Source organism: Kribbella sp. NPDC005582, from assembly GCF_040605415.1.
Taxonomy (GTDB): domain Bacteria; phylum Actinomycetota; class Actinomycetes; order Propionibacteriales; family Kribbellaceae; genus Kribbella.
The window spans coordinates 826,702-847,181 of record NZ_JBEXCU010000002.1; the positions used below are offsets into that span (position 1 = coordinate 826,702).

Genomic DNA, 20,480 nt, shown 5'->3' on the forward strand with positions numbered 1-20,480 from the left:
CCTGAGGTGCATTTGAGGGGATATCCGTCCGGCTTGCCCCTTCTCGGCTCGTATACGACCGGGAGAAGGGGCAATACCAGCGGATATCCGTTGGTGTTGCGAGGGCGGGCTCCGCGGGGGTGGTGCGCGGGTCAGGGGGTGGGGCGGGTGGCGGCGTTCACCAGGGGGAGGACTCGGTGGGGGATTTGTTCGGCTAGGGCGATGACCGTCGAGGCGCGTTGGATGCCGCTGACCTTCACGACCTGGTCGATGACGCGTTGGAGGTCGGCGTTGGAGCGGGCGACGATGCGGCACCAGAGGTCTTCGGCGCCGGTGATGGTGTGGACCTCGAGGACTTCGGGGATGCGGGCGAGGGCGGCGGCGACGCCGGCGTGGCCGGAGCCTTGCTCGATCTGGAGGGTGGCGAAGGCGGTGACGGGGTAGCCGATGGCGGTGGTGTCGATGTCGGGGCCCCAGCCGCGGACGACGCCGTCGCGGTGCAGGCGGTCGAGGCGGGCCTGGACGGTACCGCGGGCGACGCCCAGGCGGCGGGATGCTTCCAGTACGCCGACCCGTGGCTCGGCCGCGAACAGCTCGAGGATCCGGGCGTCGAGTGCGTCCACCGACATGTCGCCTCCCAGGATGGTCAGACTGACCAAATAGTCCAGCCGTCTCCCAACCATACTGGTCAACCTGATCAGTGAAACAGAGAACTGTTGCGCAACCTGCATGCCTGCGGCGAGGCTCGGCTCACTGTTTCGACTCCAGGAGGCCCCATGACCAGCACCGACCTCACCCCCGCAGAGCTCGACGCCGATCTCGACCTCGACCAGCTCAAGCAGCTTGTCGGCCTGGTGCCGTACGACGAGAGCACCGACCCGTTCCCGGTGACCTCGATGGACGCCGTGGTGTTCGTGGTCGGCAACGCGACGCAGACCGCGAAGTACTACCAGCTGGCCTTCGGGATGGACCTGGTCGCGTACACCGGTCCGGAGCACGGCACCAAGGACCACAAGGCGTTCGTGCTGAAGGCCGGTTCGGGCCGGTTCGTGATCACCGGCGGGGTCACCCCGGACAGCCCGCTCAACGACCACCACCGCAAGCACGGCGACGGTGTCTCCGACATCGCGCTTGAGGTTCCGGACGTCGACAAGTGCATCAAGCACGCCCGCGAGCAGGGTGCGATCGTGCTCGAGGAGCCGAACGACGTCAGCGACGAGCACGGCACGATCCGCCGGGCGGCGATCGCGGCGTACGGCGACACCCGGCACACGCTGATCGACCGCAGCCGCTACAACGGCCCCTACCTGCCCGGGTTCGTGGCGGCCGAGACCCAGGTCGTGCGGCCGGAGGGACACCCGAAGCGGCTGTTCCAGGCGATCGACCACGTGGTCGGCAACGTCGAGCTCGGCCGGATGGACGAGTGGGTCACCTTCTACAACAAGGTGATGGGCTTCGTGAACATGGCCGAGTTCGTCGGCGACGACATCGCCACCGACTACTCGGCGCTGATGAGCAAGGTGGTGGCCAACGGCAACCACCGGGTCAAGTTCCCGCTGAACGAGCCGGCGATCGCGAAGAAGAAGTCGCAGATCGACGAGTTCCTGGAGTTCTACGACGGCGCCGGCGCGCAGCACATCGCGCTGGCCACCAACGACATCCTGCGCACCGTCGACATCATGCGGGCCAACGGCGTCGAGTTCCTCAACACCCCGGACTCGTACTACGAGGACCCGGAGCTGCGGGAGCGGATCGGCCACGTCCGCGTCCCGATCGAGGAGCTGCAGAAGCGCAAGATCCTGGTCGACCGTGACGAGGACGGCTACCTGCTGCAGATCTTCATGAAGCCGCTCGGCGACCGGCCGACGGTGTTCTACGAACTGATCGAGCGGCACGGCTCGCTGGGCTTCGGCAAGGGCAACTTCAAGGCGCTGTTCGAGGCGATCGAGCGCGAGCAGGAGCGTCGCGGCAACCTCTGACGTCCAGTCGCGGCCACCTCTAACGCTTGCCGGTGGCAACAGGTCACGGCGACACGCAGCGTACGGCGTGTCGCCGTCCGATTACCGGAATGACTGTCAAGGCAGGGGCTGTTCGCGTAGTGTGCGTTCCTGAGCGCGCGTCGGGGCGTGTGCTCAGGAAGGGTTTCGCCATGAAGACTCTGGGCATTCTGCTCAGCACCGCGGGCCTTGCCGGGGTGGGCGCGATCGCGCTCGTCACCGTGCCGGCCCAGGCCGCCGAGGCGGCCAACTGCTCGATCGTGAGTCAGGACAGCGCGCCGATGCTGCGCGGCAACCAGCCACCCAGCTGGGGCAAGGTCTACGTGTTCAAGGACAGTTGCTCCCGGTTCTGGGCCGAGGTCCGGATGGACTCGCCGCTGCCGGCCAACGCGAAGGCCAACGCCTTCCTGGTCCGGCGCGACGGCCAGAAGTGGAGCTGCAACAGCAGCGGTGGCAACGACGAGGTGGTCACCGGCCAGCGCAGCTGCCGGACACCGAAGATCAGATCCACCAACGGGTCGAGTTTCCGTGCCTACGGCGCCGAGTACCAGAACTACGGCGGCGGCTATTCGGAGCTCGGCAAGAACTACACCGGGTACATCCGCTGATCCGGACACCGTGACCAGCGCACAGCGCCCCTCGGAACACTAGGCTCAGAGCTATGAGTGAGGTGGTCGACGAGCTGCGCCGGGTGCTACCGCCCGAGGCGCTGGTGACGGATCCGGACCGGATGGAGAGCTACCGGTACGACCGGGCCATGTTCTGCCCGGCCGGGATGCCCGCTGCCGTCGTACTGGCGCGGGAGACGGCGCACGTGCAGGCAGCCGTGCGGGTCGCGGCCGCGGCCGGGGTGCCGGTGGTTCCCCAAGGAGCGCGGTCGGGGCTGTCGGGTGCGGCGAACGCACTCGACGGCTGCATCGTGATCTCGCTGGAGAAGATGGACAAGATCCTCGCGATCGAGCCCATCGACCGGTACGTCGTCACGCAGCCGGGCGTCTTCAACGCGGTGCTGTCGCGGGCGGTGGCCGAGCAGGGCCTGTTCTACCCGCCGGATCCGTCCAGCTGGGAGTTCTGCTCGATCGGCGGCAACCTCTCCACGAACTCCGGCGGTCTGTGCTGCGTCAAGTACGGCGTCACCACCGACTACGTGCTCGGTCTCGAAGTGGTGCTGGCCGACGGCCGGATCCTGCGCACCGGGCGGAAGACCGTGAAGGGCGTGGCCGGCTATGACCTCACCAAACTGATCGTCGGCAGCGAGGGGACGCTCGGCATCATCACCGAGGCGACCCTTGCGCTGCGGCCGGAGGCCGCCCGGCCGCGGACGATGGCGGCGCTGTTCAGCTCCGGTGTCGCGGCCGGCGAGGCGATCGTCGAGATCATCCGCAGCGGTGTCTCGCTGAGCCTGCTGGAGATCATGGACCGGACGACGATCGCGGCGGTGAACTCGTACAAGCGGATGGACCTGCCGACCGAGGCGGCCGCGATGCTGATCGCCCAGTCCGACGCCGGCGGCGAGGCGGGCGCGGCCGACGTCGCCGCGGTGGCCAAGCTCTGCCGTGACCACGGCGCGATCGAGTGCATCGAGGCGGACGACCCGGCCGAGGGGGAGCTGCTGCTGGAGGCCCGGCGGGCGGCGCTGATCGCGCTCGACCAGCTCGGGACGACGATGATCGACGACGTCTGTGTGCCGCGGTCCCGGCTGGCCGACTTCATCGGCGCGGTCGAGGCGCTGGCCACCGAGCTGGACATTACTGTCGGTGTCCTCGGGCATGCTGGTGACGGCAACATGCACCCGACGGTGGTCTTCGATCCGGCGGATCCGGGCCAGGCCGAGCGGGCGCAGGTGGCGTTCGACCGGATCATGGAGGTGGGCTTGGAGCTCGGTGGCACTATCACCGGTGAGCACGGTGTCGGCGTCCTGAAACGAGCCTGGCTGGCCGAGGAGATCGGTCCGGTCGCGATCGATGTGCACCGGGCGATCAAGGCCGCGCTGGACCCGGAAAATCTGCTGAATCCCGGCAAAGTCGTGGCGGGCTGACAGCTGTGACCCAACCGCAACGGAACTGCCGGGGCCATTGGACGTCCATGGCCGTCGAATGTGACGTGCGGCCAGCACTATGGAAGGTAGTTGTCTGAATCTCCGGGGGGAATCGTCGATGAGGCCGGGTAGGAGGCGCCCTATGCGTATGCAGCGCCTGCTCGGCCCTGCCGTCGCGGCCGTGGCCGCGCTGGGCCTGCTGGCCTCCTGTGGAAACGGGAGCGGCCTGCGGGTCGAGGGCGCGGAGCCGGCTGACACCACGTCGGTGACGCCGGCCCTGCCATCGGCCGCGGCGACCACCACTCCCGGCTACCGGACAACGCCCGTACCGGCGATCTCCCTGGCTCAGGTCAGGACAAAGTTGCTCGCCGACAAGGGCATCGAACCGAACGCGCGCACAGTGCTCGCGAAATGTACGGTGATTTCGCGTTGCCTCAGGCAGGGTCCGACCGTTGATGTTATGCACAACGGAGTTCCCCAGCAGGTCGTCTACATCCACACCCTGGAAAAGTTCGTGTTCGGCGTGTTCCTGATCGCGCTCGAACCGACCGGACCGCGGCGGATCTGGAGCCTGAAGGTGGACCAGCCGACGATCAACGCTAGTCCCCAGGGCGACCTGGTGGTCGAATCCGAAAACTTCCAGGCGGACGACAAGCCCTGCTGCCCCTCCGGGCGCAAGGTGGAGGTCTACCGTTGGGACGGTCGGCAGATGACCAGGGTGAGCACGACGGGACAAAAGGGAGACTGAAGTTCGTGGTACCGGAAGAACCGGCAGCGCGCATTCTCATGGTCGAGGACGACGCGGTGATCCGTGAGGCGACGCAGTTGACCCTCGAGCGGCACGGCTACGACGTCACCACGGCCGAGGACGGCCTGGAGGCGATCGAGCGTTTCGAGAAGATCCATCCCGATGTGGTGATGCTGGACATCATGCTGCCCGGGCTGGACGGGATCTCGGTGTGCCGCCGGATCCGCGAGACCAGCACGGTCCCGATCGTGATGGTCTCCGCGCGCGGTGACGCGCTGGACGTCGTGCTCGGGCTCGAGGCAGGGGCCGACGACTACGTCACCAAGCCCTTCGACACCCAGGTCCTGGTGGCCCGCCTGCGCGCGGTGCTGCGGCGGGCGGTCTCCGACCCCGAGCGTCCGGCCCCGGCCGCGGGCTCCGGCGTGGAGTCGTTCGGCGACCTGGAGCTCGACCGCGAAGCCCTCGAGGTGCGGCGCAGCGGCGCGACCGTCCAGCTGACGCCGACGGAGCTGAAGCTGCTGATCGAGTTCGCGAACAACCCGGGCGTCGTGCTCAGCCGGTCCACGCTGCTGCAGCGGGTCTGGGACTACGAATGGGGTGGCGACGGCCGCCTCGTCGACGTCCACCTGCAGCGTCTGCGGACCAAGATCGGTGCCGACCGCATCGAAACCGTCCGCGGATTCGGATACAAACTCCGGGCCTGACATGGGCCTGAGAGGCAAACTCGGGCTGATCTTCCTGCTGGTTTCGGCGCTCGCCATTCTGGTGCTCTGCGTGGCGGTTTACACGCAGGCCCAGTCGGCGCGGCTGGACCGGACGCGGAGCTTCGCCGACGAGCGGGTGCAGCTGGCGGCGCAGAGCTACGACCAGACCACGATCCCGGTGTTCGGGTCGAAGCTGGACGATCCGGAGCTGCCCCCGCAGTTGCGGGCGGCGGTCAGGGACGGGAAGCGGGCGACGTTCAAGACCGGGTCGCCGAACGCGAAGATGTGGGCCGCGGTCACCGTCCGGGACGGCAAGATCCTTTCGATCGTGCAGGACTACGAGACCACCGACGAGTCGATGCGGGCGCTGCAGCGCGCCCTCATCTTCGGTGGCCTCGGTACGGTCGGCCTGGTCGCGCTGGTCAGCGTGATCCTGGCCGGCGGGCTGTCCAAGCGGATCGTCGCGGTCGCGGGCACGGCTCGCCAGATTGCCGCTGGTGGTCTGGACGCGTCGGCGACCGAGGCGGTCGGCCGCGGCAAGGACGAGGTGGCGTCGTTGGCCGCTGCCTTGGACACGATGGCCAGTTCGCTGCGCGGTCAGCTGGAGGCGGAGCGCCGGTTCACCGCTGACGTCGCCCACGACCTCCGTACGCCGGTCACCGGGCTCACGACCGCGGCGGAGTTGCTGCCGCCCGGCCGGCCCAGTGAGCTGGTGCGGGACCGGGCCAAGGTGCTGCGGCGCTTGGTCGAGGATTTGCTGGAGATCGCCCGGTTCGATTCGGGCGTGGAGCAAGCCGATCTGGAGCTGGTCGGGCTCGGGGCCTTCGTCGGTTCGGCGGTCGGCCGGTTGCGGATGCAGCAGTCGCTCGCGCCGGACAGCGTCGTCGTCCACCTGAACGGGAAGGACGAGACCGTCTCGACCGACTCCCGCCGGATCGAGCGCATCCTGGCGAACCTGATCGTCAACGGCCTGCGGCACGGCCGCCCGCCGATCGAGGTGACGGTGACCGGCCGGACCGTCGAGGTCGTTGACCACGGCAACGGCTATCCGGAGGAACTGATTGCCGAGGGCCCCCGCCGGTTCCGCTCCGGGATGGCCGAGCGGGGCGTCGGCCATGGTCTCGGCCTCACCATCGCGGCCGGCCACGCCAAGGTGCTCGGCGCCGAGCTCACCTACGGCACCGCGCCGGACGGCGGCGCGCTGGCCCGGCTGGTGCTCCCGGCCCTCGAGAGCGACGACTGAATTCCCCAGCACAGGCAGGGATTTCGGCTGTGACGAAGTCTTAACACAACCTCTCGCCGAGTCCGGGCGTCTCCTGGAGTGAAAGGCTCACCGAGGGCCTGGACAACGAGGGGAAAACTAACATCATGCGCAACCGTTCGCAGTTCGTCCGCCGTACCGCCGCCACCGTCGCGGGTCTCGCCCTGGCCGCCACCGGCTTCGGCGTCGCCGGCGCACTGCAGGCCAACGCCGCCGGCCCCAAGCCGGTCGCGGCCACCCAGCCCGCCGTCGCCAAGTCGGTGACCATCAAGGCCGACAAGACCACCGCGAAGGCCTGGGCGAAGGTCTCCTTCAGCGGCAAGACCACCGGGATCGCCAAGAACACGGTCGTCCAGGTCCAGCGCCTCGAGAACAGCAAGTGGGTCAACTTCCCGGCCACCACCAAGGTCACCGCGAAGAGCACCTACTCGGTCTGGGTCCAGAGCGGCCGCACCGGCGTGAACAAGTTCCGCGTCGTCACCGCGAAGACCGCCAGCGCCGCGGTCGCCGTCACGATCACCAAGTGATCTGAAAACACCAGCGGCGCCTGGCCTCTCGGGGAGGAGCCAGGCGCCGCCTGTTGTCTTGACTAGTGCGTGCCGTACACGTTCAGCTCGGCGGCGGAGCCGAAGACTGCGCCGTTCAGGGAGCTTGTGCCGACGAACTTCACGTAGCGGCCGGCGACGGCGGGGAAGTCGACCCGCTGGACCGCGATGGAGTTCGGGAACTGGCCGGTGGCGACCGGCGTACCCCAGGTCTGTCCGTCGGCGCTGACGTAGATCTCGTAGCCCTTGAACATTCCGTTGGTTCCCGATTGCCGGGGCAGGTAGCTGAGCCCGTTCACCTGGTACGTCGACCCCAGGTCGAGGGTCAAGTGGTGCGGGAAGGTCGCCGGAGTGCTGACCTCGGACCACGCGGAATGCCAGAGGGTGCTGGGGTTTCCGTCCAGGGCCGCGGTCGCCGCGCCACCGGTGCCGACGTCCTCGCTGCTCACGTCCGCGACCTTGATCCGCGACTGCGGCACGATCCCCGGCGGCAACACCGTCGCCTCCGCGGTGGCCACAGACTGACCGCCCGTTGCCGTCAGCACGTACTTGCCTTCGGTAGTGCCGGCCGGGGGCGTGACGTCCCACGTCGTGTTCACGGTGGCCCCGGCCGCAACCGAGGTGTACGTCGCCGGTGAGGTCGGAGTGATCGTCCATCCGGCCGGGCCGGTGAGGCCGAGCATGATGTTGTCAACGGCAACCACATCGTTGTTCGTGAACGAGGTCGTGATCGTGTTCGCCTCACCGGAGACCAATCCACTCGTACCGGTGACCGCCACCGAGGTGCAGTCGGCCGGCTCCGACGTTGCGCCGAGATCGGTCACCGCGAAGTTGTCGATGATGAAGTCGGTCTGGTCGCCGCCGTCGGTCAACTTGCGCAGCCCGACCCAGGTGTCGCCGCCGCAGCCGGCCACGAACTCCTGGCTGAACGCCGCCTTGGACCGCTGTTCACCGATCGGCGTCGCCTTCACCTCGACCGAGTCCGGTCGATCCACGCCACGCACCCAGGCGTACTGCCCGGCCCGGCCGCTCGCGTAGTCGAAGCTGACCTTGTACTTGTGTCCTGGCTGGAAGTTCACCGCCCAGGGCGCGGTCCGATAGACGAGTCCCTCGTTCTCCTCGTGCGACTTGAGCGACCACTCACCGTCCAGTACGTCGTCGACCAGCTTCCCGTTCCACCCGGCCTGCGTGTACGGCGCGTGCTTGCGCGCGAGCACGGTGCGCGGATCGGTCACGCCACCGGCGTCACCCTTCACGAACGGTCCCCAGCCCTGGTCGACGTTCTCGAAGCTTTCGGTAGTGGTCTTCGTGGTCTCCACCACCCGGACGTCGTCGATCCGCACCTTCGCCGTACCGGCCGATGCCCCGATGCTCAGCGCGGCGGTCGATCCCTTGGCCGTGAACACCACGCGGGCCCGCTGATAGAAGGCGCCTTGTTTGTCGTCCGAAGCGACCTGGTTCTTCGCGGTCGACCGTACGACGGTGTTGCGCACACCATCGACGCTGATCGTGGTCGGGCGGGACTTGCCGGGCTCGACCTCGATCCACGCCGAGGCGCTGTAGGTCTTGCCGCGCATCAGCCCGGTGATCGACTGCCGCAGTGACGACGAACGCGTCCCGAGCGAGGCCACGTGCTGCCCGTTCGCCAGCGTGTCGATCGTCGCGCCGCCACCCGCGTTCCACGCGTTCAGATTGCCGGCGTTGAAGCCGGGGTCCTGCAGATGGGTGCCCTCACCGAACTTCGCCGGCTTCGGGGCCGGCGCGGCGATCGGGTACAGCACGTAAGGCTGACCGGCTGCCGCGTCGAGAGTCACCGAGCCACGCGTGGCGCGGACAGTCCCGACCTTCACGCGGCCGGTGTCGGTGAGCTTGTAGACGCCGTACGACGGGACTCCGGCGAGCGCGGCCGGGACCTGCCAGGTGCTGCGGCCGCCGGCCGGGTTGTAGTGGTAGAGCTTCTTGTTCCCGTCCCACGGCAGCAGGTACTTGTCGCCGTCGAGCACCTTCGCGTTCCCGACGTACAGGGTGCGCTTGCCGTCCTCGACCGCGCCGCGAACGCCGCCGGTGAAGCTGATCGCACCGGTGTTCCAGTCGGTGATCTTCTGCTGCTGCAGGAACTTCGCCGGCAGGTTCTTCTGCCAGATGTTGGCGTAGAACTTGTTCCAGTCGACCTCGCCGGTCCAGCCCTCGAACTCGACCAGGCTGGCCTGACCCAGGATCGGGTCGTTGTTCCAGACGTCCTTCTCGTGGTTGCGGACGAACCGGATGATCTGCGAGTTCAGGCCCTTGTTGGTCGGGCCGCCGTAGTCGAGGTCGTTGGCCCAGTGCGACCAGAGCGAGGTGCGCTCGTGCCGGTCGGCCCACTCGGTGGCGATCTGCCAGCCCTGGTCGCCGAGCTGCCGGGTCAGGCCGTCGGCCAGCCAGCCGGACTGGTAGTAGACGTCGATGTACAGCTCCTGCAGGTTCTTGTCGGTCTCTTCGCGCAGCTGCTGGAACCGCTTGATGATGTTGCCCGAGGCAAGATCAGGACGCTGCTTGATGTAGTAGCTCTGGTTCAGCCAGTTCCAGCCCTTGGCGCTCTTGTCGACGAGATCCTCGCTGAACGCGTTGGCTTCCGGGTAGGACTCAGTGGCGTTCACGTGGACGCCGAAGCCGGCGTTCCAGCTCTTGCCCTGCTGGAGCAGCTTGTTCAGATCGGCCAGCCCGCCGGCGCGGATGTTGTAGTTGCCGCCGTAGTCCGGATGCGCTGAGTCGTGACCCTCGGAGCCGTAGCCCTTCAGGATCGCCAGCTGCCCGAGCCCGTCGGTGGCCAGCGAGATCCGCTTGACGTCGTCCAGCGTCCGCAGGAACGGATGCGATGCCTGGCTCGCGAAGTTGAACGGGATGTGGGTGATCACGCGGTTCTTGACCTGGTCGCCGCCCTTCGGCTCGGTCATGATCGAGCGGAACGCGATCGCGCCGTCCTGCCAGTCGACGGTCTGGTCCTGGTTCGCGTCCGGGGTCACGACAACCTTTGCCCACGGCAACGGCTCCGGGTACGGCGAGGTGTCCGCGCGATAGGTCCATTGCCCACTCCAGACGCCGACCCGGGTACTCCCGTCGGTCCCCTTCCGGGCGCGGTGCCAGAACCGGGCACCGTCGTCGACGGACTGCCCGGCCGGCTTGTCGTAGACCGAGTTCGACTCGATCCCCGCCGCCAGCCCACTGGTGTTCACGAACGCGTACGTCGCTCCCACCGCGGCGGCGTCGGCGGGCGTCGTACCGGTGACCGGGGCGATCTTGTCCGCGGTCCGGGTGGAGTCGGGATCCAGCGTGGTGAAGGCGGTGGTCGCGCCGGCATCCGTACTCGCCACCGACACCAGATCGTGGTCCGGGATGTCGATCGTGTGCACCCGGCTGGTCTCGGTGTCGCGGACCGCGTCGATCCGGAACGTCGTGACCCGTCCGGCGACGCTCAGACTCGCGTCGAGCTCCACACCCGGCAGCGCGTCGAAGGCCAGCTTGTACGACGCCGTCCCGCCGCTGATCGTCGGTGGACCGGACAGGTGCGCGGTTCGCGCGACTCCGTCGATCGTGACCGCCGACAAGGGCTCGGCCCGGCCGCCCAGCGCCTGGCCGGACGCGTTGTCGACGTACTTGATCACGCGGGGGAAGTCGGCCCCCACCGTGACCGTGAGCTCCGGCGACCGAAGCGTCAGGTCATCCGCGGCCTGCGCTCCCGTCGGCACCGTGAGCACCCCAGCGACGAGCAGTACTCCACACCCCACTGAACGTTTCATGCGCAGCAAGTTCGCACGTAAGCGCAAGCTAGTCAAGAGAAACGAACACTTATGAACAAGTCTAGACCGCATCGGCCGTGGAATATTTTTTGCCGTTGTCCACCTGGACAACGGTTGAAAGCTTCCCGCGACGGTGTTTAGCTATCGCGGTACGTAGCCGACCGGCTACGCGTTCCGAGCGAAGGGTCACCACCATGAGCCTCACCGCATTCGAGCTGGACATCGACGTCGTACCCGCCTCCGACCCGTCCCTGACCCGCCCCGGCCGACCCGAGGATGCGCGCGAGGTGGACGAGAAGAGCGGCCTGACGCCTGGCACCAGGAACACCTACGCGGTCGGTATCGCCGCGTGCGTCCCCTGCTGCTGAGGCCCGGCGCGTTCGCGGTGCTGCGGCTGGCAGGCGCACCAGCTGCCGCCGCAGCACCCACGCGAACGGCGCCCGACCCGAACGCCGCCACGGTTGCGCAGCTCCGCGACTACCTCGCCGGCCTGTACGCCGACGAGTCGCTCCGCGAGGCGATCGAACTCTCCAGCCCCTCCCTGGCCACTGCGGTCAGCAAGCTGCTGGCCGGCGGGGCAGTGCCCGACCGCGGCAAGCTGGAGCGAGCCGTCCTCGCCTCGTCGCGCTACCTGTTGCGAGTGACCGGACGGCCGACCCCGTTCGGCTTGATGGCCGGCGTGGCGCCGGTGCGGTTCGGAGCATCGACGAAGGTCCGGGTCGGCACCGAGCACGCCCGGGTCGTGCACCCGGACTCCGGCTGGCTGTTCGAGCAGCGGCGTACCGAGTTGCCCGAGCGAGTCGTGCTGAACAATCTCGCCGAGGTCCGCGGCGATCGGATTGTCCTGCAGTACCTGCGCAAGCTCGGCGGCGACCGTCCTGGGCGTCAACTTTCCATCGCTGACTCACCGATCGTCCGCCTGATCCGCACCGCCGCGCGGCGTCCGATCGAGTACGTCGTACTCCGCGATCAGCTCGTGGCCGCGCATCCGGACGCGACGGCCGACGATGCGGACCAGATCCTCCGCCAGCTTCTGGATCGAGAGATCCTGCTCCCCGAACACCGGCCGAAGGCCGCCACCGGAACCGTGCAGGTCGATCTCCGGATGGATGTGGAGCTGCAGCTGCCGCAGGAGGTCGCGGCGGAGGCGGCGCGGGCCGCCGAGGTGCTCTGGCGGCTGTCTCCGCCGGGAGACGGTCTGCCTGATCTTGCGGCGTACCATCTCGAGTTCCTCGATCGCTACGGCACCGATCGAGTGGTTCCGGTGCTGGAGCTGCTCGACCCGCATGTTGGGCTCGGTCCGCCGGCCGGCTACCGCATCCCCTTCGGCGAGCGCGCCGGTGCGCGCGCGGCCGCGACCCACTCCGAAGCGCGCGACCAGATCCTCGCCGCCGCGCTCACGGAGGAGGAGCTGGTCCTCGACGATGCCCTGATCGACCAGCTCGCCGGTACGTCGGACGACCGGCCGCCAGACTCGCTCGACCTGTGCGCGCAACTGTTCGCCGACTCGGCGGCAGCGGTCGACCGCGGTGACTTCTTGCTGTCGGCAACCAGCGGATCGATCGCCGCCGGGGCGATGCTCGGCCGGTTCGCGAGCATGCTCGGTCTCGAGGACGAGCTGTCCGGTCTGCTCGGCGCAGCGACGGATCCGTCGTCCGGTCTGCCCGGCACAGCCGCAGGCCCGTTGCCGGTGCAGCTGGAGTTCCAGCCGTTCGAGCCGCGCTTCGGCAACGTGCTGCGCGAACCCCGGTTGCTGCCGCACCTCCTCTCGGTCGGCACCTTCGCCGACCCCGAGGACCCTACCGTGATCGACGTCCGGGATGTTGCCGTCGGCACGACCGGCGAGCGCCTCTACCTGTTGTCGACCAAGCTCGGCCGTGAGCTGTCTGTCGTTCGGCCGAACATGATCAACATCGTCGACGCCGCGCCCAACGCAGCCCGCTTCCTGGCTGCGGTCGGACTGGCCGGTCGCCGGTTCTGGACGCCGTGGCAGTGGGGCAGGCTGGCTGTCCTGCCGAGACTTCCTCGGGTCCGTTCGGGCCGGACGATTCTCGCTCCGGCCTTGTGGCGCGCGGATCCCGCCTTGTCAGGAGCCGGCCCTGACACGTGGGACGCGGTCCTCGATCGCTGGCGGGATCGGTGGCAAGTGCCGGACGTCGTCCGGGTAACGGTCTTCGACCACCACCTCGACCTCGATCTCCGTGTCCCGCTGCACCGCCGGCTGTTCCGCGATCAACTGCGCAAGGAACCGTCGTCGGTGGTCAGCGAGACCCCCGCACAGTACGGCGTCGGTCTCGGCGTGACCGGCGGTCATGCCAACGAACTCGTCGTACCGATCGTCTCGACTGCCCAGCGCGAGGCCGTGCCGCCGAATCCGTCGTGGAAGACCGCGACCGCGACAAGGATCAGGCATCTGCCGGGCGGCGAATGGCTCTACGCCAAGGTCTACCTGATGTCCGACCTGCACGACGCCTTCCTGGCCGGGCCGGTCAGCCGGCTCGTCGAGCGGATGAACGTCGACCGCTGGTTCTTCCTCCGGTACGCCGACCCCGACGCGCACCTGCGCCTGCGCTTCCAGCACGGCGATCCCGCGATCTTGCACGACTGGGCTCGCGAGGTTGCCGACGCCGGGCTGATCCGCACGATGGTCCTGGACGAGTACGAGCCCGAGACCGTCCGGTACGGCGGTCCCGAGGTCCTCGCGGCGGCTGAGGACTTGTTCTGCGCGGACAGTCGTGCGGTCGTCGACCAACTGCAACAGCGATCCCGCGGGCAACTGAACATGCCGATCGAGTCGCTGACCGCGCTGAACCAGCTCGACCTGCTGCGGAGTTTCGGCGACCTCGAGCAGTGGTTCGTCGACACCTATCCGATCGCGCTGTCGAACGACGTACCGGTGGCCGAGCGGACGGCGTTTCTCCAGCTACAGAAGGAGTTTCGGTCACTCGATTGCTGGCGGCAACGAGCTCCCGTAGCTCGCGCGTACGGGGAGGCTGTCGAGCGCAATAAGCAGGCGGTGATGAGCATCCTGCATCTGCACTCCAACCGGCTGTTAGGGATGGATCGCTCGGCTGAGAACCGTGCGTACGGCTTGCTTCGGGCGGCGCTGCGTCGTGAACTCGACCGAAGGAGGCACGGCCGATGACCAACGACGCCGCCGCGATCATCGCTGAATTGGCCGATCGTCTGCGCGATCCGGAGGCAGTGATCGCCGCGACGACGGCCAACGGCGAGGTCATCGACGTCGCGGAGCTCCGTTGCCCGCCGTGGGATCCGTCGACGCTCACGCGAGGTCCCGGCGCGCTGGCGGTCCTGTTCTCCGAGCTCGGCGAGCGCGAGGTGGCCCACGAGTACCTGCAGCGAACGGTTGTCGCGACTCGGGGGAGTAGCGTCGACGGTCCGCTGGAAGGACTTGGGGCGCTGGCGACGGCGACCCGGCTCGCCGCGCATGAGCCCGGCGACTATGCGGGCATGCTGGAACGGCTCGATGGGCGGATGATCGAGCACGCCCGCTGGCTTGTCAGCGTTCAGGCCGCGACGCGGGAGGCCGGCGTGCCGACGTGTGCGGGTGTCGTCGATGTGGTGAGCGGCCTCAGCGGGGTTGGCCGGTATCTGCTGGCGCGTGAGCAGTACGACGTACTCCGCGAAGTGCTGACGAGCTTGTCGTCGTTGCGGGAGCCGGTCGTTGTCGACGGCATCCAGGTCCCGGGCTGGTGGTTCGACGGAACGACGAAGACGGCGGTCGGACCGGAGTTCGCGCGAGGTCAGGTCAACTTCGGTCTTGCGCATGGAACCCCGGGGCCGCTGGCTCTGTTGTCACTCGCGTGGTCGGCAGGCATTCGCGTCGATGGTCAGGCGGAGGCCATCGAATCGATGGCGGACTGGCTGCTGGCCTGGCGGGAGAAAGATGCCTGGGGCCACTATTGGACCGCCTACCTGCCACTGGCCTACTACGCCGACCGCGCTGCGGCCGCCGCTCCCCAACCGGCCCGCGCCTCCTGGTGCTACGGCGCTCCGGCGATCGCCCGCGCGCTGGACTTCGCGGCGGTCGCGATGAATCGGCCGGACTGGTCGGCTGCCGGCCTGGACGCGTTCCGCTCCCTGCTCACCAGACCGCGCGCGCAGTGGGGGATCACGGACGACGCGCTCTGCCACGGCTGGGCCGGGATGCTCTACCTGTGCACGCTGTTCGACCGCGCGCACCCCGGTGAGGGCTTCGGGCAGGCCGCCGACGAGATCGCCGCCGGTCTGGTCGAGCGGTTCGATCCGGCCACGCCGTTCGGCTATCGCTATCACCAGCCGATCGCGAACCTCTCGCTCGACCTGCCCGGCCTGATGGAGGGCGCAGCCGGTATTGCGCTGGCCCTCGCCGCCTACACCGCTCCGCCCCGAACCGGTTGGGACTCCGCGCTCCTGCTCAGCTGACCGCCGAGGTGATCCGGCCGGTCACCTCGCCGAGGTCGAGGTCGCCGGCGCGTGCTGTGATGCTGACCTCGTCGCCGTCCTGGAGGAACGTGTAGTCCTTGCCGTCGACGGTGATGGGTTCGCGGCCCGCCTTGGTGAGCTCGATCAGCGAGCCGAGCTGGTCCCGCTCGGTGCCGCTGACCGTGCCGGAGGCGTAGAGGTCACCCGTGCGAACGGAGGCACCGTTCACGGTCATGTGGGCGAGCATCTGCGCGGGCGACCAGTAGATGTCCCGGTACGGCGGCGTGCTGACCAGGTGCCCGTTGATGCGGACCTCGAAGGTGATGTCGTAGTTCACCAGGTCGGGGCTGTCGAGGTAGGGAAGCACTTGCGGGTCCTGCTTCGGCAGCGGGACCGTCGCGGCTTCCAGTGCGTCGAGCGAGACCACCCACGGCGAGATCGAGGTGGCGAACGACTTGCCGAGGAACGGCCCGAGCGGCACGTATTCCCAGCCCTGGATGTCGCGCGCCGACCAGTCGTTCACGAGCACCACGCCGTACACGTGCTCGCGGAAGTCCTCGACCGGCACCGGTTTGCCGAGCGTGGACGGCGACCCGACGACATACCCGAGCTCGACCTCGATGTCGAGCCGCTGCGACGGCCCGTACGTCGGTACGGCGGCGTCGGGCGCCTTGCGCTGACCGGACGGGCGGACGATGTCGGTGCCGCTGGCAACGACCGTGCCGGCCCGTCCGTGGTAGCCGACCGGGAGGTGCTTCCAGTTCGGCAGCAGGGGCTCGGCATCGGGGCGGAAGAGCCGGCCGAGGTTCGTCGCGTGCTGTTCGGAGGCGTAGAAGTCGACGTAGTCGGCGACCTCGAACGGCAGCAGCATGGTCACCGCGGACTGCGGGATCAGGTGCGGTTCGACCGCGTCGCTGCGAACGAGTTCGAGTAGCTCGGCGCGGATTGCCGTCCAGGCCGGGCGGCCGAGCGCGAGAAACGCGTTCAGCGTCGGCTGCGCGAAGGTGTCCGAGAGACCGAGCGACGTCAGGTCGATGACCTGCTCACCGAGTGCGGCGCCGACCCGCGGCTGCTCGTCACCGCGCCGGAAGACGCCGAGGGGCAGAGTGTCAGGGCCGAACGTGCTCACAGGTCCTCCGTCAGGTTCAGGGTGTTCAGATCGGCACGCGGTTCGTCGATGCTGCAGGAGCCGAACGAGTGGAACCACCGCCGCGTGCTCGCCGCCTGGTCCTCGGTCAGCTCACGCACCCGCGCGACCAGCTCGAGGCTGTCGCGCCACTGCAGCAGCTGCACCACTTCGTCGTGAGAGGCGCTGTCGAGCGACGCTCGGGTGGCGAGCAGCACGTTCAGGAAACCGTGGTGTTCGAAGCCGGTGGCCGGATCGGTGTGCGCGACCGCGTTGTGCAGGCCGGCGGTGCACTTGAACGGCACCTCGACGTCCAGGCAGCGGGTGATGTACGTCGCCACCTGGTCGGCCGACGGAAACAGGTGGGCGTCGAGACCGCCGGTCCGCAGCTTGGCGGCGTACCCGGCCTCGGCGATCGTGCCGAGCGCCTGCTCCCAGGCGCCGTCCAGCCCGGTCTCGACGTACACGGTCTGGTCGTCGATGCAGTCCTCGGCGGCCCGGACCACGCGCAGCGCGTTCCGGCTCAGGTCACCCTCGTCCCGCAACCGCACCTCGACGGCGGCCAGCTCGATGTCGGGGGAGCGCTCGGACCAGCGCACCGCGGGTTCGATCGCGCCGGCGCCGCCGGTGATCACCACCGAGACCCGAAGCGGGTCGCCGCCGGTGCGCGCGGCGGCCTCGGCGACCTTCATCAGGTCGTCGTCGGTGCACACGAACGGACCGACCAGATCGGCGTACGGCGCGCTGCGGTGCGCGCGGTGGGCAGTGACGGCCTCGATCAGCGGGAGCTCGCCGGGTGGGAACATCGCCGCGTCGTCGACCAGGTGCCGGTACAGGGCAGGGACGGTTGACATGGCTCCGAGCCTAACGGATGCTTTCGGTAAGCGGACGCAAGCGTTCGATTATCGTACTCGGGAGTCTGAGAAATGACGTTCTACCGGCAGGTCGGGGAGATTCCGCCCAAGCGGCACACGCAGTTCCGGAACGCCGACGGCGCGTTGTACTACGAGGAGCTGATGGGCGAGGAGGGGTTCTCGTCGGACTCGTCGTTGCTCTACCACGCCGGGGTCCCGTCGGCGATCGTCGACTCCCAGATCTGGGAGCTGCCCGACCTGGCGACGGTTGCGAACCACCCGCTGACGCCGCGGCACCTCAAACTCCACGACCTGTTCACGGACGCCTCGGCGACCAACGTCGTCGAGCACCGGCGACTCGTGCTCGGCAACGGTGACGTCCGGATCTCGTACGTCGTCGCCGACCAGCCCTCGCCGTACTATCGCAACGCCATCGGCGACGAGTGCGTGTACGTCGAGAAGGGCACCGCCACGGTCGAGACGGTCTTCGGGGTGCTGAACGCGGTCGAGGGCGATTACGTGATCATCCCGCGCGCCACCACGCATCGCTGGCTGCCCGGTCCGAACGGCGTTCACGCGTACTGCATCGAGGCGAACTCGCACATCGCACCGCCGAAGCGGTACCTGTCGCGGTACGGGCAGTTCCTGGAGCACTCGCCGTACTGTGAGCGGGACTTGCACGGACCGACCGAGCCGTTCACCGTCGAGGGGACGGATGTCGAGGTGCTGGTGAAGCACCGCGGCCACGGTCCGAGCGGGATCGTCGGCAGCCGGATGACGTACGCGACGCATCCGTTCGACGTGGTCGGCTGGGACGGGTGCCTCTACCCGTACACGTTCAACGTGAGCGACTACGAGCCGATCACCGGGCGGATCCACCAGCCGCCACCCGTGCACCAGGTCTTCGAGGGCTACAACTTCGTCATCTGCAACTTCGTGCCCCGCAAGGTCGACTACCACCCGCTGTCCGTGCCGGTGCCGTACTACCACTCGAACGTCGACTCCGACGAGGTGATGTTCTACTGCGGCGGCGACTACGAGGCCCGCAAGGGGTCCGGCATCGGTCTCGGCTCGATCTCCCTGCACCCCGGCGGCTACGCGCACGGCCCGCAGCCGTCCGCGATCGAGGCCTCCCTCGGCGCCGAACGCTTCGAGGAACTAGCCGTCATGGTCGACACCTTCCGCCCCTTGGAGCTAGGCGAAGGCGGCCGAGCAGTAGACGACGGCGTTTACGCGTGGACCTGGGCCGGCCGCCGCCTCCACCCCTAACATCCCCTCGCCACCTCACGCCACCCCCTCGCCACCTCACCCCTCGCCATCCCACCCCCTCGCCACCTCGCTCCCAAAGAGCAGCCCTCCGTCCCCCAAAACCCACGCTGCTCTTTGTGCACCCAGCTCAACTTTGTGCACCCACCAACCACGTGGTGCCCACGAAACTGACTGGTGGGTGCACAAAGTCGGATCTCGTGCACAAAGAGGAGGCGACCCACCTTTGGGCATCCGGTGGCGGTTTCGCGGGGGGATCTGTGGGTGAACGGTGCTCAAGGTGGTGGGGGATGTCGGGGGTGGGCCGGTGGGATGGGATTCTTACCGGATGAGCGAGGAGGCGGGGTTCGTCGTCGGGGTGGATCGGCAGGCGGTGATGCGGCGGCGTGAGATCGTCAGCACGGTGTTGCGCCGGGGGGCTTGGGCGACGCTGGCGATCGGTGCCATCGGCATCATCGGCGCGGTCTACGTGCTGATCACGATGCGCTACTCCGGCCTGTGGCCGTTCGCCGTACTGCTGATTCTGGCCATGCTGCCGCTGGTGGTCAGTACCTTCTTCGCGCTCCGGCTCGATGCCGAGCGACAGCGCTGGTACGCCGCTTTCCCGCTGCAGCCGGTCGCGATGCGGATGACCGAGCGGGGGCTCGAGCTCGCCTGCGACGGCGCCGGCTACCCGGTGATGCTTCCGTGGGCGACCGTCCACGGGTTCCGGCAGAAGAAGCTCTTCGGTCAGTACATGCTCGAGCTGAGCCTCGCGCCCGGCGTCGGCGCCACCACGGCGGGCGTTCGCGGCCTCGACCAACCCGCCGTACGGGCCGTGGTCAAGCCCAGCCCGCTGCTGCACCCCATCGGCATGTTCCTCGTCAAAGCTCTCGACCAGCCGGTCCACGTCATCGACCAGGCCCTCCAGCACTACTCAGGCGGGAAGGCCGCCGTACGGCAGTAGGTCAGCAGGGGAGGGCGTGGAAGGTGTAGCCCTGGCGCTGGAGTTTGGTGAGGGCTCGCTCGAGGGCGGCGACGGTTTGGGCGCGGTTGCCGCCGCCGTCGTGCATCAGGACGATGGCGCCGGGGCGGGCGCCGATCAGGATCGCGTGCTCGATCGCGGCCGCGCCGGGCTTCTTCCAGTCGTTGGTGTCGACGTCCCAGAGCACCTGGCGCTGGTGGTTGGCCTTGGCGGTCGCCTCGACCTTCGCGTTGGTGTCGCGGAACGGCGGCCGGAAGCACTTGGAGGCCACCCCGGAGAAGATCTCCTGGCGCATCTTCGCGGCCGGCAGCCGGGTCAGCATCGGGTGGTCCCAGGTGTGGTTGCCGATGTGGTGACCGGCCGCGCGGGTCTGCTCGACCAGGTCGGGTCGCTTGGCGGCCTCGGCGCCGAGCACGAAGAACGTCGCCTTGGCGTGATGCTTGCGCAGGATCTCCAGCACCTTCGGCGTCCAGCCGGCATGCGGCCCGTCGTCGAACGTGAGGTACAGCACCTTGCCGTGCTTGGCCAGGTTCCAGTCGTCGACGGACTGTCTGGTGTGCGTCGACGGCTGCCCCTGGCGCTTCGGTCCCGGTGCGGCCGGCTTGGCCGCGAACGGACTCCGGCTCAGCGGGCCCGCGGCCATCGTGCGGACGGCAGGCGAGGACGACGACACGGGTACGTCGGAAGGCTGGGCGGCCTGGGCGAGAACGGCACCGCAGAGCAAGGCGGCGACCAACGGCAGCAGTTTGCCGGGCGGCTTGGTCATGAGCTGCATCCTCTCCCACGGGGAGGGC

17 protein-coding genes are annotated in these 20,480 nt (G+C 68.5%); 12 read left to right on the plus strand and 5 right to left on the minus strand.

Going from position 1 to position 20,480, the window contains the following annotated elements:
- Positions 1–131: 131 nt before the first annotated feature.
- Positions 132–662 (minus strand): Lrp/AsnC family transcriptional regulator, encoded by a 531-nt coding sequence (locus ABZS29_RS15475; protein WP_355462283.1) that lies wholly within the window; start codon positions 660–662, stop codon positions 132–134.
- 93 nt (positions 663–755) lie between these two features.
- Between ABZS29_RS15475 and hppD the strand changes: the two genes are divergently transcribed.
- From hppD to ABZS29_RS15510, 7 genes are all read left to right on the plus strand, one after another.
- Positions 756–1,958, plus strand: coding sequence for a 4-hydroxyphenylpyruvate dioxygenase (gene hppD, locus ABZS29_RS15480; RefSeq protein ID WP_355462285.1), 1,203 nt, complete (start codon positions 756–758; stop codon positions 1,956–1,958).
- Positions 1,959–2,128: 170 nt separating this feature from the next.
- Positions 2,129–2,584, plus strand: coding sequence for a hypothetical protein (locus ABZS29_RS15485; protein ID WP_355462287.1), 456 nt, complete (start codon positions 2,129–2,131; stop codon positions 2,582–2,584).
- A 53-nt stretch (positions 2,585–2,637) separates the two neighbouring features.
- On the plus strand, positions 2,638–4,014 hold the full coding sequence (locus ABZS29_RS15490) for an FAD-linked oxidase C-terminal domain-containing protein (protein ID WP_355462289.1): 1,377 nt from the start codon (positions 2,638–2,640) through the stop codon (positions 4,012–4,014).
- A gap of 142 nt (positions 4,015–4,156) precedes the next feature.
- Positions 4,157–4,762 carry a hypothetical protein gene (locus tag ABZS29_RS15495; RefSeq protein WP_355462291.1) on the plus strand — a complete coding sequence of 202 codons (606 nt, stop codon included), beginning with the start codon at positions 4,157–4,159 and terminating at the stop codon, positions 4,760–4,762.
- A 5-nt stretch (positions 4,763–4,767) separates the two neighbouring features.
- Positions 4,768–5,466 (plus strand): two-component system response regulator CseB, encoded by a 699-nt coding sequence (gene cseB / locus ABZS29_RS15500; RefSeq protein ID WP_132409936.1) that lies wholly within the window; start codon positions 4,768–4,770, stop codon positions 5,464–5,466.
- Position 5,467: 1 nt separating this feature from the next.
- Positions 5,468–6,709 (plus strand): HAMP domain-containing sensor histidine kinase, encoded by a 1,242-nt coding sequence (locus ABZS29_RS15505; RefSeq protein WP_355462293.1) that lies wholly within the window; start codon positions 5,468–5,470, stop codon positions 6,707–6,709.
- Between the two features lie 125 nt (positions 6,710–6,834).
- Complete coding sequence (locus tag ABZS29_RS15510) at positions 6,835–7,254, plus strand: hypothetical protein (RefSeq protein ID WP_355462295.1); 420 nt, start codon at positions 6,835–6,837, stop codon at positions 7,252–7,254.
- 62 nt (positions 7,255–7,316) lie between these two features.
- Here the strand turns inward: ABZS29_RS15510 and ABZS29_RS15515 are convergent, their stop codons facing one another.
- Entirely contained in the window at positions 7,317–11,051 is a 3,735-nt protein-coding gene (locus ABZS29_RS15515) for an endo-alpha-N-acetylgalactosaminidase family protein (protein WP_355462296.1), read from the minus strand.
- A gap of 194 nt (positions 11,052–11,245) precedes the next feature.
- On the opposite strand from ABZS29_RS15515, the gene ABZS29_RS15520 reads away from it, so the two are divergent.
- From ABZS29_RS15520 to ABZS29_RS15530, 3 genes are read left to right on the plus strand one after another with little or no spacing between them, the layout of a single operon-like run.
- Positions 11,246–11,419 (plus strand): hypothetical protein, encoded by a 174-nt coding sequence (locus ABZS29_RS15520; RefSeq protein ID WP_355462298.1) that lies wholly within the window; start codon positions 11,246–11,248, stop codon positions 11,417–11,419.
- On the plus strand, positions 11,401–14,196 hold the full coding sequence (locus ABZS29_RS15525) for a lantibiotic dehydratase (protein ID WP_355462300.1): 2,796 nt from the start codon (positions 11,401–11,403) through the stop codon (positions 14,194–14,196). Before ABZS29_RS15520 ends, ABZS29_RS15525 begins: the two co-directional genes overlap by 19 nt.
- Complete coding sequence (locus tag ABZS29_RS15530; RefSeq protein ID WP_355462301.1) at positions 14,193–15,476, plus strand: lanthionine synthetase C family protein; 1,284 nt, start codon at positions 14,193–14,195, stop codon at positions 15,474–15,476. Before ABZS29_RS15525 ends, ABZS29_RS15530 begins: the two co-directional genes overlap by 4 nt.
- Here the strand turns inward: ABZS29_RS15530 and fahA are convergent.
- Complete coding sequence (gene fahA / locus ABZS29_RS15535; RefSeq protein ID WP_355462303.1) at positions 15,469–16,605, minus strand: fumarylacetoacetase; 1,137 nt, start codon at positions 16,603–16,605, stop codon at positions 15,469–15,471. The two genes, ABZS29_RS15530 and fahA, sit on opposite strands and share 8 nt — an antisense overlap.
- A complete protein-coding gene (locus tag ABZS29_RS15540; protein ID WP_355462305.1) occupies positions 16,602–17,456 on the minus strand; it encodes a hypothetical protein in 855 nt (284 codons plus the stop codon). Before ABZS29_RS15540 ends, fahA begins: the two co-directional genes overlap by 4 nt.
- A gap of 72 nt (positions 17,457–17,528) precedes the next feature.
- On the opposite strand from ABZS29_RS15540, the gene ABZS29_RS15545 reads away from it, so the two are divergent.
- Both ABZS29_RS15545 and ABZS29_RS15550 read left to right on the plus strand, forming a co-directional pair.
- A complete protein-coding gene (locus ABZS29_RS15545; protein ID WP_355462306.1) occupies positions 17,529–18,725 on the plus strand; it encodes a homogentisate 1,2-dioxygenase domain-containing protein in 1,197 nt (398 codons plus the stop codon).
- A gap of 325 nt (positions 18,726–19,050) precedes the next feature.
- Positions 19,051–19,668, plus strand: coding sequence for a hypothetical protein (locus ABZS29_RS15550; RefSeq protein WP_355462307.1), 618 nt, complete (start codon positions 19,051–19,053; stop codon positions 19,666–19,668).
- Between the two features lies 1 nt (position 19,669).
- Here ABZS29_RS15550 and ABZS29_RS15555 read toward each other — a convergent pair whose 3' ends face one another.
- Complete coding sequence (locus tag ABZS29_RS15555; RefSeq protein WP_355462309.1) at positions 19,670–20,452, minus strand: polysaccharide deacetylase family protein; 783 nt, start codon at positions 20,450–20,452, stop codon at positions 19,670–19,672.
- Positions 20,453–20,480: the final 28 nt, after the last annotated feature.